The 14,380-nt window shown below is 73.2% G+C and carries 12 protein-coding genes; 6 read left to right on the top strand and 6 right to left on the bottom strand.

From position 1 onward, the window contains the following. Positions 1-113 precede the first annotated feature (113 nt). From AOM46_RS06425 to AOM46_RS06415, 3 genes are all read right to left on the bottom strand, one after another. Positions 114-341, bottom strand: a complete 228-nt coding sequence (locus tag AOM46_RS06425) for a DUF3107 domain-containing protein (protein ID WP_062206890.1) — start codon at positions 339-341, stop codon at positions 114-116. Between the two features lie 138 nt (positions 342-479). Beyond that, the gene (locus AOM46_RS06420; RefSeq protein ID WP_062206888.1) at positions 480-1,106 is read right to left on the bottom strand and encodes a TetR/AcrR family transcriptional regulator; all 627 of its coding nucleotides are present in this window, start codon (positions 1,104-1,106) and stop codon (positions 480-482) included. A 133-nt stretch (positions 1,107-1,239) separates the two neighbouring features. Further along, a complete protein-coding gene (locus AOM46_RS06415; protein WP_062206886.1) occupies positions 1,240-1,512 on the bottom strand; it encodes a hypothetical protein in 273 nt (90 codons plus the stop codon). A gap of 148 nt (positions 1,513-1,660) precedes the next feature. On the opposite strand from AOM46_RS06415, the gene AOM46_RS06410 reads away from it, so the two are divergent. From AOM46_RS06410 to moeZ, 6 genes are all read left to right on the top strand, one after another. Continuing rightward, positions 1,661-2,620, top strand: a complete 960-nt coding sequence (locus AOM46_RS06410) for an alpha/beta hydrolase (protein ID WP_078856670.1) — start codon at positions 1,661-1,663, stop codon at positions 2,618-2,620. Positions 2,621-2,629: 9 nt separating this feature from the next. Further along, positions 2,630-3,787 carry a DUF3152 domain-containing protein gene (locus AOM46_RS06405; RefSeq protein WP_062206881.1) on the top strand — a complete coding sequence of 386 codons (1,158 nt, stop codon included), beginning with the start codon at positions 2,630-2,632 and terminating at the stop codon, positions 3,785-3,787. Between the two features lie 211 nt (positions 3,788-3,998). Then, on the top strand, positions 3,999-5,105 hold the full coding sequence (locus AOM46_RS06400; RefSeq protein WP_062206879.1) for a DUF3492 domain-containing protein: 1,107 nt from the start codon (positions 3,999-4,001) through the stop codon (positions 5,103-5,105). Next, entirely contained in the window at positions 5,102-6,259 is a 1,158-nt protein-coding gene (locus tag AOM46_RS06395) for a hypothetical protein (RefSeq protein ID WP_062206877.1), read from the top strand. Before AOM46_RS06400 ends, AOM46_RS06395 begins: the two co-directional genes overlap by 4 nt. A gap of 55 nt (positions 6,260-6,314) precedes the next feature. Beyond that, on the top strand, positions 6,315-7,265 hold the full coding sequence (locus AOM46_RS06390; RefSeq protein ID WP_062206875.1) for an NAD-dependent epimerase/dehydratase family protein: 951 nt from the start codon (positions 6,315-6,317) through the stop codon (positions 7,263-7,265). Positions 7,266-7,408: 143 nt separating this feature from the next. After that, positions 7,409-8,587, top strand: coding sequence for an adenylyltransferase/sulfurtransferase MoeZ (gene moeZ / locus AOM46_RS06385; RefSeq protein ID WP_062206873.1), 1,179 nt, complete (start codon positions 7,409-7,411; stop codon positions 8,585-8,587). 92 nt (positions 8,588-8,679) lie between these two features. Here moeZ and AOM46_RS06380 read toward each other — a convergent pair whose 3' ends face one another. From AOM46_RS06380 to AOM46_RS06370, 3 genes are all read right to left on the bottom strand, one after another. Beyond that, positions 8,680-10,305 (bottom strand): alpha/beta hydrolase, encoded by a 1,626-nt coding sequence (locus tag AOM46_RS06380; protein WP_062206871.1) that lies wholly within the window; start codon positions 10,303-10,305, stop codon positions 8,680-8,682. 2 nt (positions 10,306-10,307) lie between these two features. Next, on the bottom strand, positions 10,308-11,903 hold the full coding sequence (locus tag AOM46_RS06375) for an alpha/beta hydrolase (RefSeq protein ID WP_062206869.1): 1,596 nt from the start codon (positions 11,901-11,903) through the stop codon (positions 10,308-10,310). Between the two features lie 88 nt (positions 11,904-11,991). Then, the gene (locus AOM46_RS06370; RefSeq protein ID WP_234313658.1) at positions 11,992-13,584 is read right to left on the bottom strand and encodes an alpha/beta hydrolase; all 1,593 of its coding nucleotides are present in this window, start codon (positions 13,582-13,584) and stop codon (positions 11,992-11,994) included. Between the last annotated feature and the right edge of the window lie 796 nt (positions 13,585-14,380).

The following is a 14,380-nucleotide window of genomic DNA, read 5'->3' as shown; positions in this document are numbered from 1 at the left end:
CGGGATCTCGACGGCTCGGAGACGACCACGTTCAGCGTAAGCGGGGCCACTGACACACCGGACGGCGGTGGCCGGACCATCGGGCCCGGCCACCGCCGTCCGGCGTCGTCAGCTCAGAGCGCTCCGAAGCCCACCCGACGGGCGGTCGGCCGACCGATCTCCACATAGGCGAGGCGATCCCCGGGGATCACCACCTTGCGGCCCTGCACATCGACCAGGGTGAGCAACTTGCCGGTGCCGGAGAGGGCGTCAGCGACCGCGCTCTCCACCTCCTCGGCAGACTGTCCGCTGTCAAGAACGATCTCGCGCGGCGTGTGCTGTACGCCGATCTTGATCTCCACGGCTTGTCCCTCCGCTGGTCATCCACGTGCGCGATGGTCCGCGCCGTTCTGCAGCACAGGTTAGCCGCGTCAACCCGATGGCCGTCGCGGATCTGCCACGCCCTGAGCGAACAGTTGCGCCGCGCGCCGGCGCCCGCCTCAGTGCTGGATGGGGAAGCCGGCGATGCCGCGCCAGGCGAGGGAGGCGATCAGCCCGTGGGCCACCTCGCGCGGCACCTTCTGCCCGGTGCTCAGCCAGTGCCGCGCCGTGACCTGTGCCATCCCGCAGAGGCTGACCGCCAGCAGCATCGCCTGCTCGTGCGGCAGATCGGTGTCCTCCGCGATCACCACGCAGACCAGCTCGGCGCAGTCCAGGGAGACCTGGTCCACCCGCTCGCGCACCGAGGGCTCGTTGGTCAGGTCCGACTCGAAGACCAGCCGGAAGGCGCCGCCCTCGTGCTCGACGAAGGCGAAGTAGGCGTCCACGGCGGCGGCGACCCGCAGCTTGTTGTCGTTGGTCGAGGCCAGGGCCTGCCGCACCGCGGCGACCAGCGCCTCGCAGTGCTGGTCGAGCAGCGCCAGATACAGCTCCTGCTTGCCCGGGAAGTGCTGGTAGAGGACCGGCTTGCTCACTCCGGCCCGCTCGGCGATGTCGTCCATGGCCGCCGCGTGGTAGCCCTGCGCGACAAACACTTCCTGCGCCGCGCCCAACAGCTGGTTGCGGCGGGCTCGGCGCGGCAGGCGGGTGCCACGCGGGCGCGCCTCGGTCTGCTCAGTGGCTGTCACGCCGCCTCCCGGGCTGCTTCTGTGTTGGCGCGCTTGGCGCCGTTCGTGTGGTACCCCGTGCTGTCATCGTACGTTCGAGTCGTCGCACAGCGTGCATCGTGTGGGGATGATTTCACTCTGTGGACACCCTGGCTCAGCGGTACTCGTCATCTCCTGGGTCCACGACGCGCGACTGTTCGGCGGCGTCGGCCGGATCGCTCTCGGCGGTGCCGCGCTCGGTGAGCGGGGTGTCGCGCAGCCGCAGCAGCTCAAGGCGCTGCTCGGCGGCGTCCTCGGCTGGCGTCTCGTCGGAGAGGTCTCCCGAGAACGCTTCGAGTGCGTCGTAACTGTCCCGGTAGCTGTCCCGGTCCGGTGTCTCGTCGAGAAACTCGTCCAGGGACTCGGGGTCGGTTGGCTCCTGGGTCATGGCTCGTCACCTCCGGATGACCGACGGGTAACTCCAGCCTAGGCGCGTGCGGGCCGAGGGGCGAACGGGGAGACCGGGCCGGTTCGACGCGCCAGGCGCCCAACACCGACGCGTGTCATGGGGGATGGGGGCTCGTACTATGGCGTCCATGCCATCCACCGAGGAGCAGCGCGTCGAGGCGGCACTCGCCGCAGCAGAGGGTTGGCCCGGGGTGCGCGCCGGGGAGACCATCAGAACCGTGACGCTGCCAGGGATGACGCTGGCGGTGCGGCGTCGGGCGGCCACCGCCGACGGTCTGGAGCCGGCGCTCCTGGTGCACGGCCTCGGCGGCTCGTCGCGCAACTGGTCGTCGCTGATGGAGCTGTTGGCCGGCGATCTGGAGTGCGAGGCCCTCGACCTGCCGGGGTTCGGTGCCTCCCCGCCGCCGGACAGCGGCGACTACTCGGTGATCGGCCATGCCAGGGCGGTGCTGCGCGAGTTGGAGGCGTCCGGGCGTGGCCCGGTGCATCTCTTCGGCAACTCGCTCGGCGGCTCCGTGGTCACCCGGGTCGCCGCCCTCAGGCCCGATCTGGTGCGCACCCTGACGCTGGTCTCGCCGGCGCTGCCCGAGCTGCCGCCGCAGCGCACCGCGTTGCCCACCGCGCTGCTGGGCGGACCCGGGATGGGACGCCTCTTGCGGCGTATGACGCGCGCCTTGTCGCCGGAGCAGCGTGCCCGTGATGTCCTACATCTGTGCTACGGAGACCCATCGCGGATCACGCCCGAGGAGTTCTCGGCCGCCAAGGCCGAGCTGGAGCGTCGTCAGTCCCTGCCGTACTTCTGGGACTCGCTCACCCGCTCGGCCAGGGGCCTGGTCAACGCCTACACGCTGGGCGGCCAGCAGTCCCTGTGGCGCCAGGCCGAACGGGTCATGGTGCCCACGCTGTTGGTGTACGGGGTGCGGGACCGGCTGGTCTCCTACCGGATGGCCAGGCGGGCCAGCCGGGCGTTCGGCGCCTCGCGTCTCGTGGTGCTGCCCGAGGCGGGGCATGTCGCCATGATGGAGTTCCCCGACCTGGTGGCCGACGCGTTCCGCGAGTTCCGCGCGGCCACCACGCGGGAGGGCTGAGGGCACCGGATGGAACGCCGTGACGGCCGAGTGCCCGCTCCCGACCGGCCCCGGGGTGGGCTTGGCCCCGCCGGAGGACCTGCCGAGGGCCGCGCCGGGGGACCCGCCGGGCCCGGCCGTCCGGGTCCGCGTCAGGACTATCTGGACGCCTTCGACGCCTTTGACGCGTTCGACACCTATGACCCGCTGCGGAAGTCGGCCGAGTCGGCGGATGCCCCCGAGCGGGCGCCCACCGTTCCCGGGCAGCGCTCCGGCGGCCGTCGGGCGCGCCCGGTGAGCCCGGCCGCGTCCGGCAAGGGTCCGGGCCACGGCAGGTCCCGGCAGGGACGGGCGCGTTCGCTGCTCGGGGTGACATCGGCCGCGCTGGTCACGGTGCTGGTGGTGCTGTTGGCCGGGCAGTTGGCGCGTCCGGACGAGGAGGACGCCCCCGGCCGGGCGGAGCGCTTCGCGCTGGAGCCGGACGGTGGCGCGGACGCGCGACCGATGCCGACGGAAGGCGACGACGAGGGGGAGGCGGGCGAGGCGGGCGGCGGCGGTGACGTGGTCGAGGACGAGCCGGAGCCCGACTACGACGAGCTGATGGAGACGACCTTCCCGCTCGACCCCGACCTCACCGGATCGGGTGAGCTGGTCCCCGTGGCGGGGTCCGAGCCCGCATCCGATCCGGAGGCGGTCACCCTGCTGCGCTACCGGGTGGACGTGGAGGAGGGCCTGGGCATCGACGCGGAGTTCTTCGCGGAGGTGGTGCACCGCACCCTGAGCGACGAGCGCAGCTGGGGCAACGCGGGCGAGCGTGGCTTCGCCCGGGTCTCCGAGGGCGACTACGACTTCGTGGTCACCCTGGCCAGCCCGGGCACCACGGCCGACTGGTGTGCCCGCTCGGGGCTCGACACCACCGAGGACAACGTCTCCTGCAACTCGTCCAGCACCGATCGGGTGATGATCAACGCCTGGCGGTTCGCACAGGGGTCGGAGACCTATGGCGACGAGATCGCCGACTACCGCAGGATGCTCGTCAACCACGAGGTCGGCCACCGGCTGGGCTACGGGCACGCGCTGTGCCCGGGCGAGGGCGCGTTGGCGCCGGTGATGATGCAGCAGACGAAGTTCCTCACCATCGACGGCGTCACCTGCGAGGCCAACGCCTGGCCGCATCCCGGCAACTGAGCCGGCGTCGGCCCGGGCACCCGGATTCGTGCAAACGAGTGAACACCTGCGAAGTCACGATTATTCACCCCTTCTGATGGCGTGGCGGACAACCGTCCGGCGAGCCTCGCCGTCCCGGACATAGCGTCTCAGTCGCCGAGGTCCTTCTCTCACGAGGTCCTCACGGCCCGTCGAGATCCTTCCTCCAGAGACGATGTCAGGGGGTGCGCCGGTGCGCGTGGCACTGCTCACCGAGGGTGGCTATCCGTATGCCCAGGGCGAGTTGGTCGGTTGGACCGACCAGCTGGTGCGCGGTCTGCCCTGGCACGACTTCGAGGTCCGCGCGCTCAGCCGGGGCCGGCAGCAGGCCCGCGGGCCGCGCTGCCCCACGCCGCCCCAGGTCAGGCTGGTGCGCACCGCTCCGCTCTGGGGTCCGCCGCCGGGCGACCGGCCGGGGCGTGCCGTGGCCCGTGGCTACGCGGCGGCCTTCGAGGAGTTAACGGTCGGCCTCGCCGAGGAGGAGCCGAGCGGTCCCCACGTCCTGAGGGACCGTTTCACCAACGGTCTGCTCGGGCTCGCCGAACTCGCCGCCGAGCACGGCGGTCTGCCCCGCTGGCTCGCCTCCGACCAGGCGATCGCCGTCCTGGAGAGCGGCTGCCGGCGGCCGGGCGCGCCGCGCGCCGCCGTGGGCGCCGGCGTCGGGGATCTGCTGACCGTCGCCGAACGGCTGGAGCGCGCGCTCCGCCCGCTCTCGCTCGACTGGTACGGCGGCCCTGGCATCGCGCCCGGGCTCGACGCCGTCGATCTCTGCCATGCCGTGGGCGGCGGTCCGGCCGCGCTGCCCGGGCTGCTCGCCCGGCATCTGCACGGCACCCCGCTGCTGGTCACCGAGTTCCGGGTGCGGCTGCGGGAACACCATCTGACCGCCCTGGCCGGCGCCGGCGCCGGGCATGCCGTCTCGCCGTCCGCCGCGCGGGCGCCGGTGCGGGCGCTGCTGGCGGCCTTCCAACTCCGCCTGGCCAGGGCCGTGTACGCCGCCGCCGAGCTGATCACCCCGGGCGACGCACGGGCCGGCCGCTGGCAGCGGCGGTGCGGCGCCGATCCGGCGCGGCAGCGGCCCGTCCGGCAGGGCATCGACCCCGGCCCGCTGCTGGCCGCCGCCTGCCTCGCGCTGCTGCGCGATCCGGGCCGCCGCGCGCTGCTGGGCGCCCGCGCCAGGGCCAGGGCGCTGGAGCTGTTCACCGCCGAGGGCGGCATCGCCGCCGTGGACGCCGGCTATGCCGAGGCCGCGCGCGACGCGCCGCCCGCCGTCGTGGCCGCCGCGGAGGAACGGTCATGAACGCGCCGGCCGATCCGGTGCGCGCGCTGCTGCGCGAGCACGGCGAGCTGTGCGCCCGGGCCGTCGACCCGCTGGAGATCGCCGCCGGCCTTGAGGCGCGCGGCGTCGACGAGGCGACGGCCGCCCGCTGCCGGCACCGCGATGTGTTCTCGCTGGCCGAGGAGTTGCACGCGCGGGCGCCGCGCGCCTCAGGGCCGCCGGCGCCGCCGCCCGCCGGGCGGCGCCGGGGCCCGGCCCTGCTGCCGCCGCTGCTGTTGCCGTTGCTGCCCGGCGCGCTCACCGTGGCCGGGCTCGCGCTGCTGGCCCGGCTGCCAGCCGAGGCCGCCCCGGGACGCGGTGCGTTGACGCTGGCCACCGGGGCGTTGACGGTGCTGGTCGTGCTGGCGCTGCTGGCGCGCCGCTCCCCGCCCGGGCTCGCCGGTCTGCTGTCGCTGCCGCCGGTGGCCTATGCGCTGGCGGGCGACGGGCTGTTGGACGAGCTGCTGCCCGGCCGGCAGCAGGAGACGGGCCCGGCGGCGGCCACCGCGCTGCTGCTGGCGCTGGCCGTGGCGCCCGTCGTCTGGTGTCGGGACGGCTTCGGCCCCCGGGCCGGCCGGCTGCTGGAGCGGCGCCGGCTGCGCGAGTTCCGGGTGGGCGCCAGGGCGCTGTTGGCGCGCACCACCCTGCTGCTGGTCGCGGGGTTGGCCGTCGCGGCCGGGGTGGTGTGGCGCGCGCCCGCCGCGCTCACCGGCGGGGCGCCGTCGAGCCCGGGCCTGCTGGCCGGGGCGGCCCTCGGGCTGCTGCTCGGCCTGGCCGCGCTGCTCGTCGGGCACGGCCGGCGGCGGCTGGCCGCCGGCGGCCTCGCGCTGACCTGCGCGGCCGAGGCGTCGGCGTTGGCGCTGGCCAGCGCCTCCTGGGTGCCGGGGCTCGGCGTGTTGGCCGATCCGGTGGCCGGTCCCGTCGAGGCCGTCGGCCCGGCGGCCGTTCCGCTGCTGTCCTGTCTGGCCGGTTGCTGCTGGCTGCTGGCCGGTGCCGCCGTGGTGCTGCCCCGGGCCAGCACGCATCGCGCGCGGCTGCCGAGGGCGCCCGCGGCGCCCGGCGCGCGTCCATCCGAGCTTTTCCTTCCCACGGCTACGGCCGAACCGTTCACATGCGAGGAGCACGACAAGCGATGACCGCACCACCCCCCACCGCCGTCCCGACCCCCGTGGGTTCTCGGGAGGTCGGCCGATGAGAGTGCTGTTGCTGGGTGCCGGCGGGTATCTGGGCCGCTTCGTGGCCGACCGGCTGTTGGCCGATCCCGCTGTGCAGCTGACCGCGCTGGGGCGCGGCGACGACGCGGATGTCCGTTTCGACCTGTCCACCGGGAGCCCGGGGGCGCTCACCCGTTTTCTCGACGCGGTGCACCCCGGGGTGGTGATCAACTGCGCGGGCGCGATCCGTGGCACGGCCAGCGAGCTGGCCAGGCACAACACGGTGGCCACCGCGACGCTCTGCGAGTCGATGCGGCGCAGCGGCTGCCGGGCGCGCCTGGTGCATGTGGGCTGCGCCGCCGAGTACGGGCCCTCGCAGGCGGGTTCCTCGATCGCGGAGGACGCGGTGGCCCGCCCCGGCGGCCCCTACGGGGTGAGCAAGCTGGCGGCCACCGAGCTGGTGCTCGGCTCCGGGCTCGACGCGATCGTGCTGCGGGTGTTCTCGCCGACGGGCCCCGGCACGCCGGCCGGTTCGCCGCTCGGTCGGCTGGCCGACTCGCTGCGCCGGGCGATGCAGCACGGCGACAGCGAGCTGAAGCTGGGCGGCCTGGGTGTCCAGCGGGATTTCGTCGATGTGCGGGATATCGCCAGGGCGGTGCACGCGGCGACGCTCTCCGCCGCCCAGGGGGTGGTCAACATCGGCACCGGACACGCGGTGCGGTTGCGCGAGGCGGCGGCGGCGCTGGCCCGCATCTCCGGGTACGGCGGCACCCTGCTGGAGTTGGAGGGGCCGCCGGTGCCCCGGCAGCAGCCGGTCGCCGAGGCGGCCGGTGGCCTGCCGTCGCCGGCCTCGCCCTATCCGGACGGCTGCGGCGGCTGGCAGCAGGCGGATGTGCGCACCGCGCGGGACCGGCTGGGCTGGCGGGCCAGGATCGGCTTCGAGGAGTCGCTGGCCGATATCTGGATGGAGGCCGCCTGCCGGATGTGAGGGCCCGGCGGCCCGGCTCGGCCGCCGGGTGCCCGCCCGGTGGCCGAGCCCGTCTCGCGTGCTGGGACCGGTGTCTTGGAATGAGACCGTCCGTGGCAGTGTTGAAGGCAGAACGAGTGTCCCTATGACCATACGGAGTCCCCGTGTCGCTGCCCCCGCTGGTAGAGCCGGCCGCCGAGCTAACCGTCGATGAGGTCCGCAGGTACTCCCGCCACCTGATCATTCCCGATGTGGGGATGGCGGGCCAGAAGCGGCTGAAGAACGCCAAGGTGCTCGCCGTGGGCGCCGGCGGGCTCGGTTCGCCCGCGCTGATGTATCTGGCCGCGGCGGGCGTCGGCACGCTGGGCATCGTCGAGTTCGACGAGGTGGACGAGTCCAATCTGCAGCGGCAGATCATCCACAGCCAGTCGGACATCGGCCGCTCCAAGGCCGAGTCGGCGAAGGACTCCGTGCTGGGCATCAACCCGTATGTCCAGGTCAACCTGCACCAGGAACGTCTTGACTCCTCCAATGTGATGGAGATCTTCGCCCAGTACGACCTGATCGTGGACGGCACGGACAACTTCGCCACCCGCTATCTGGTCAACGACGCCTGTGTGCTGCTGAACAAGCCCTATGTCTGGGGCTCGATCTACCGCTTCGACGGTCAGGCGTCCGTGTTCTGGTCCGAGCACGGCCCCTGCTACCGCTGCCTGTACCCCGAGCCGCCGCCGCCCGGCATGGTGCCCTCCTGCGCCGAGGGCGGGGTGCTCGGCGTGCTGTGCGCCTCGGTCGGTTCGATCCAGGTCACCGAGGCGATCAAGCTGCTGGCCGGCGTGGGCGACCCGCTGGTCGGGCGGCTGATGATCTATGACGCCCTGGAGATGAACTACCGCCAGGTCAAGGTCCGCAAGGACCCCAACTGCGCGGTCTGCGGGGAGAACCCGACGGTCACCGAGCTGATCGACTACGAGGCGTTCTGCGGCGTGGTCTCGGACGAGGCGCAGGCCGCGGCCCAGGACTCGACGATCACTCCCGGGCAGCTCAAGGAGTGGATCGACGGCGACGAGAAGATCGACATCATCGATGTGCGGGAGCCCAACGAGTACGAGATCGTTTCGATCCCGGGCGCGCGGCTGATCCCGAAGAACGAGTTCCTGATGGGCACCGCGCTCAGCGAGCTGCCGCAGGACCGGCGGATCGTGCTGCACTGCAAGACCGGCGTCAGGTCGGCCGAGGTGCTGGCGGTGCTCAAGAACGCGGGCTTCGCGGACGCGGTGCATGTCGGCGGCGGGGTCATCGGCTGGGTCAACCAGATCGAGCCGGAGAAGCCCGTCTACTGAGAAGCCCGTCTACTGAGACGCTCGTCCGGAAGCCGCCACGGCCCGGGACCTCGGCATGAGGTCCCGGGCCGTGGCGCGTTCGGGGGGCTCCTTCAGCCCTGGCAGACCAGGCCGTCCTCGGGGACGTCGCCCGTCAGCAGATGGGCGTTGACCGCCTCCACCACACAGGGGTCGCCGCCGGTGTAGGCGCCGTGGCCCTCGCCGTCGTAGGTGAGCAGCGGCGCGATCCCGGGGCCGCCCATGGCGTCCTGCATCCGCTCGGCGCCGGAGTGCGGGGTCGCCGGATCGCCCGTGGTGGCCACCAGCAGGATCGGCTCGGCCGCCCCCGTCGCGTCGTAGTCCTGCGGCTCGGCCGCCTCCGTCACCGGCCAGTGCTCGCCGCAGCCGGCCAGCCCCCACACCATGTAGCGGCCGAAGACCTCCGAGGTCTCGATGAACTCGTCCTCGTACGCGAGTAGTTCCTCCTCCGACATGCCGCCGGGCCGGTCGGCGCAGCGGATCGCGACAAAGGAGTCGTTCTGGGAGGAGTACTCGCCGGTCGCCGGGTCACGGCCATCGTAGAAGTCGGCGAGGTAGAGCAGCAGGGAGCCGGTGCCCCGCTCCCGCACCTCGTTCAGGCCCATGGTGAGGTACTCCCAGGTCTCCTCGGAGTAGAGCGCGGAGACGATGCCGGTGTAGGCCAGCAGCGAGTTGAGCAGCCGTCCGTCGGGGTCGTCCGTGGGCAGCGGCTCCTCCTCCAGCTCGTCGAGCAGCTGGCTGAGCCAGCGTGCGCCGGCGGCGACATCGTCCCCGGCCGGGCAGCTCGCCCGGTCGACGCAGTCCGCGAGGTAGTGGTCGAGGGCCAGTTGGAAGCCCTCGGCGTCCAGCAGGCTCTGGTGCACCGGATCGGGGTCGGGGTCGACGACCGCGTCCAGCACGGTGCGGCCGACCCGGTCGGGGAAGAGGTTGGCGTAGGCGGCGCCCAGCTGGCTGCCATAGGAGATGCCCACGTAGTTCAGCCGGGTGTCGCCCAGCACATGACGGATCAGATCCAGGTCACGGGCGGTATTGGCGGTGGTGACATGGGGCAGCAGATGCCCCGAGTCGGCGACGCAGCCTTCGACGTACTCCCGGTCCTGGCGCTCGGCGACGGCCCGTTCGGCCTCGGTGTCCGGTATCCCGGTCAGCTCCTGGGAGGCGGCGTCCCTGGCGGGTCCGTCCAGGCACTCGATGCCCTCGCTCTCGCCGACCCCGCGCGGATCGAAGCTCACCAGGTCGAAGCCGCCGGCGCGCAGCTCCTCGTAGTCCTCGGCGGCCAGCGGCAGGGTGGCGACGCCCGAGCCGCCGGGGCCGCCGAAGTTGAAGAGCAGCGAGCCGATCCGGTCCTCGCTCGGGACGGGGGAGACGGCACGGTTCAGGGCCAGCTCGATGGTGTCGCCCTCCGGCTCCGCGTAGTCCAGCGGAACGGTGAGGTCCGCGCACTCCCAGCCGGTGCCGTCCGGCAGGTCGTCCGGCGGCGCGGTGGCCATCGGATCCTGCGAAGGGGACGGGGTGGGGCAGTCGGACCAGTCGAGCGTCTGGGTGCCCAGGGCATCCGGCAGTTCGGGATAGCTGCCCGGCCGCTCGACGTCCGCGCGTGCCGGCGGCCGGCCCGAGCCGTCCGAGCTGCAGGCGGCGGTGAGCACGAGCAGGGTGGTCGCGGCCACGCCGACGGATATGGACTTCCGCGAAATCATCATCGTCAACACACGGTACCGTCGGCCGGCGTGGTGCCGGCGAGCAGATGTGCGAGCACCGTGTCCGTCACACAGCTGTCGCCGCCGCCGAACGCGCCATGACCCTCGCCCTCGTAGGTCACCAACACGCCGACGCCCTCGCCCAGTTCCTCCCGCATCCGCTCGGCGCCGACATACGGCGTCGCGGGATCGCCCGTGGTGGCCAGCAGCAGGATCGGCCGCGCCCCCTCGGCCGCCACCGGGGGCTGCTCCCGTTCCCCGACGAACGGCCAGTCGGCGCAGCTCAACAGCCCCCACACCAGACGTTCGCCGAAGACGGGGGAGGCGGCGAGAAACGCGTCCCGCTGTTCGTGAACGGTCTCGACGGTGGGGCGGGCGGAGAAGTCCGCGCAGTTCACGGCGGTGTTGGCGGAGCCCAGATTGCGGTAACGGCCCTCGCTGTCCCGCCCGTTGTACCGCTCGGCGGCGCGCAGCAGCAGATCGCCCCGGCCGTCCTCCCGCGCCTGGCGGATCGCGTCGGTGAGATAGGACCAGGAGCCCTTGGAGTAGAGCGCCGACAACACCCCGGTGATCGCCAGGTCCTGGGTGAGGAACCGGCCCGAGTCGGTGGGCAGCGGCGCCTCCCGCAGCCCGTCGAAGAGCGCGGTCAACGTCGCGTACCCGGCGGGGCCGCCCTCGCCGGTCGGGCAGTCGGAGACCACGATGGCGCAGTGGTCCAGATAGTTGTCCAGCGCGAGTTGGAAGCCCTCGGCCTGGAGCAGCAGCCGCTCCGGGTGGTCCCTGGTGGGATCGACCACCGCGTCCAGCACGGTGCGCCCCACCCGGCGTGGGAAGAGATGCGCGTAGGCCGCGCCCAGCCTGGTGCCGTAGGAGACGCCGAAGTAGTGCAGCTGCTCCTCGCCCAGCGCGCGGCGCAGCAGATCCAGGTCACGGGCCGCGTCGACGGTGCCGACATGCGCCAGCAGCTCGCCGTTGCGCTCGGCGCAGTCGGTGGCGTAGTCGCTGTTGGCCGCCAGCAGCGCCCGCTCCTCGTCCGGGGTGCGCGGCGGCCCCGGGTACTCCTGCGCGGCCCGGTCCAGCTCCTCGTCGTCCCGGCAGACCACGCCGGCGCTCTCACCGACCCCCCGTGGATCGAAACTGACCAGATCGTAGGCGACCCCGATCGCCTCGTACCGGTCCGCCGAACGCGGCAGGGTGGCGACGCCCGAGCCGCCGGGGCCGCCGAAGTTGAAGACCAGCGAGCCGATCCGGCTGCGCTGATCGGTGGCGGGCGCCATGATCAACGCCAACTCGATGGTGTCGCCCTCGGGTTCGGCGTAGTCGACCGGCACCGTCAGGGTGCCGCACCGCCACGGGTCGCCCGGCGGATCGCCCGAGCCCTGCAGCGGCGAGGGCGCCGGGCAGTCGCCCCAGTCCACGGTCTGCCTGGTCAACCGTTCGGGGAGCGGCGGCAGGCCGCCCTCCGGCTCGGGGCTGCCCGGCGCCGCGTCCGGTGGCGTGTGTGTCGGGGCCGGCGGGGTCGGCGAGCCGGAAAAACAGCCCCCGACCAGCAGCGCGGTCAGGGTCAGTGGGACGACCGCACGTATCCCGCCCCCGCGCATACGCCAACTCCCTGTCTGTTACCACCAGTTTTGACCTCCTTGGAGGCTACCCGCCCGACCGGCCCTCGGGCATGGGCGGGCGGGGCGGTCAGTCGCAGGTGGTGTCGTCGTCCGGCACCTCGCCGTCCAGCAGATAGGCGTTGGTGGCGTCCCGGACACAGCTGTTGCCGCTGTTGTAGGCGCCATGGCCCTCGCCCTCGTAGGTCAGCTCGACCGCCACGTCGTCGCCCAGCGCCTCCGCCATCCGCGCGGTGCCCTGATAGGGGGTGGCCGGATCGCCGGTGGTGCCGATCAGCAGAACGGGATCCGCGCCGTCCGCCGAGACATCCGGATGCGCGGCGGCGCCGTCCACCGGCCAGTACGCGCAGTTGAGCAGCCCCCACGCCATCGGCGGGCCGAACACCCGCGACGACTCCTCGAACTCCTCCAACGCGTCCCGCACATCCCCCTCGGTGTGCCGGCGGTTGGAGTCGGCACAGCCGATCGCGGTGAGCGACGACTGGAGCGTGGTGTAACTCCCGTCCGGGTTACGCCCGTTCATCGCGTCGCCGAGTGCCAGCAGCACCGTGCCGTCCGGCTCCTCGTCCGCCAGCGCGTCGTCCAGGCCCTGGGCGAGATAGGGCCAGAAGTCCTCGGAGTAGAGCGCCTGGGCGATGCCGCCCCAGGCCAACGCCTCGGTCAGCTCCCGACCGTCCGGGTCCTGGGTGGTCAACGGCCGGTCGCGCAGTTCGGCGAGCAGCTCCGCCAGCCGGTCCTCGGCCTCGTCCCGGTCGCCGCCGAGCGGGCAGTCGTCGGACTCGGCGCAGCTGTCCAGGAAGTTCTCCAGGGCCAGTTGGAAACCCTCGGCCTGCCCCCTGGCCCCCTCCTCGGTGCTGCCCGACGGGTCCACCACGGCGTCGAACACCGCCCGGCCCACCCGACGCGGGAACAGATGCGCGTAGACCCCGCCGAGTTCGGTCCCGTAGGAGATGCCGAAGTAGTACAGCCGGTCGTCGCCGAGCACCGCGCGCATCAGATCCAGATCGCGGGCGGTCGCCGTGGTCGTCAGATGCGGCAACAACTCGCCCGACCGCTCCTCGCATCCCTCGGCGAACCGGCGCAGCCGATCCGTGTAGGCGCGCTCGGCCGCCCGGCCACGCGGGGCCAGCTCGGCGGCGAAGTACTCGTCCAACTCGGCGTCGTCCAGACAGCGCACGCCCTCGCTGTCCCCGACGCCCCTCGGGTCGAAGCTCACCAGGTCGAAACGCTCGCGCAGATCGGCGTACTCCTCGCCGAACGCCGGCAGGGTGACCACCCCGGAACCGCCGGGGCCCCCGAAGTTGAACAGCAACGAGCCGATCCGGTCCTCGCCGTCCGCCTCGCTGCGCGCCCGGACCAGGGCCAGATCGATGGTCTCCGCCTCCGGCTCGGTGTAGTCCAACGGCGCGGTCATGGTGGCGCACTCCCATTCGGCGCCGTCCGACAACGGGGTCGGCGTGGCCGCGTCGTCGCCCTGCGAGGTCTCCGGCGGCGGACAGGGCTCCCACCGCAGCCGCTGGTCGGTGAACGACGCCGGTAGGTCGTCGGTGTCGACGGCCCCGCCGTCCCCCTCGTCCTCGGCCTCGGCGCTGCCGCCGGCACAACCGACCAACAGGGCGCCGGCGGCTAGCGCCGCGGGAACGAGCAGGCGGGCACGGATCATGGTGACGGCTCCCATCGCACGCTTCCGACGGCTCCCACGCTGGGCCCCTCGCCGGGGAGGCGCACGCGGACCTCGTTCATCCGAGTGACGCCGCCCCGGCGGCCGCCGGAGCCGGCCCGCCGCCCGAGCCGGTTCGTCGGGGCGGGTTGGGTGGCGACGGTGGCCCGATGGCCGGGTGTTGGTGGCATCGGTCAGCCTTTGCTCGGCGCAGGGGGCAACGCGGCCCTGCCGGTCTTCCGGGCCGGGGTGGGTTTGGTGGATGCCGGCGGCGACTCGGACACGGCCGAGGGCGGTTCCACGGCGGGTCGTGCGGCCACCGCTCGCGGGCTCCCGACCAACTGGCCACCTGCCGGGGGCCTCCTGCTCCCGCCGGGCCTCCGGCCGCCGTTCCCGCCGATGGGTCGGACGGTGGCTGTTCGGGCCGTCCGGTTCTGCGGGTTTCCGCTTCCCGCTTCTGCCGGGTCCGGCCGGCCCGTGCCCGTCCCCCCGCTCAGGCCAGCTGGCCTCCGGCTTCCCGTTCCCGCTCAGACCGGCCGGGCCCCCGGTTTCCCGTTCCGGCCCCGGGCTGCGGGTTCTCGCTCTGGCCAGCGTCGCCCCTGGTTTCCTCTTCCTGCTCGGGCCGCCCGGGCCTCCAGTTTCCCGTTCCCGCCCGGGCCAGCCGGGTCCCCGGCTGTCCGTTCCTGCTTGGGCTGGCCGGGCCTCCGGCTGTCCGTTCCCGCTCAGGCCAGCGTCGCCCCTGGTTTCCTCTTCCCGCCCGGGCCAGCCGGGTCCCCGGCTTCCCGTTCCCGCCCAGGCC

This window comes from Streptomyces sp. NBRC 109706, from assembly GCF_000974485.1.
GTDB lineage: Bacteria > Actinomycetota > Actinomycetes > Streptomycetales > Streptomycetaceae > Streptomyces.
Note: the sequence above shows the minus strand (reverse complement) of the source record. Positions and strands in the feature narration are given on the sequence as shown.

Coding starts and splice junctions, on each gene's coding strand:
- AOM46_RS06380 (WP_062206871.1), bottom strand. CDS start 10,305: ATGATGATTTCGCGGAAGTCCATATCCGTCGGCGTGGCCGCGACCACC.
- AOM46_RS06375 (WP_062206869.1), bottom strand. CDS start 11,903: ATGCGCGGGGGCGGGATACGTGCGGTCGTCCCACTGACCCTGACCGCG.
- AOM46_RS06410 (WP_078856670.1), top strand. CDS start 1,661: ATGCCATCCACCGAGGAGCAGCGCGTCGAGGCGGCACTCGCCGCAGCA.
- AOM46_RS06370 (WP_234313658.1), bottom strand. CDS start 13,584: ATGATCCGTGCCCGCCTGCTCGTTCCCGCGGCGCTAGCCGCCGGCGCC.
- AOM46_RS06405 (WP_062206881.1), top strand. CDS start 2,630: ATGGAACGCCGTGACGGCCGAGTGCCCGCTCCCGACCGGCCCCGGGGT.
- AOM46_RS06415 (WP_062206886.1), bottom strand. CDS start 1,512: ATGACCCAGGAGCCAACCGACCCCGAGTCCCTGGACGAGTTTCTCGAC.
- AOM46_RS06390 (WP_062206875.1), top strand. CDS start 6,315: ATGAGAGTGCTGTTGCTGGGTGCCGGCGGGTATCTGGGCCGCTTCGTG.
- AOM46_RS06395 (WP_062206877.1), top strand. CDS start 5,102: ATGAACGCGCCGGCCGATCCGGTGCGCGCGCTGCTGCGCGAGCACGGC.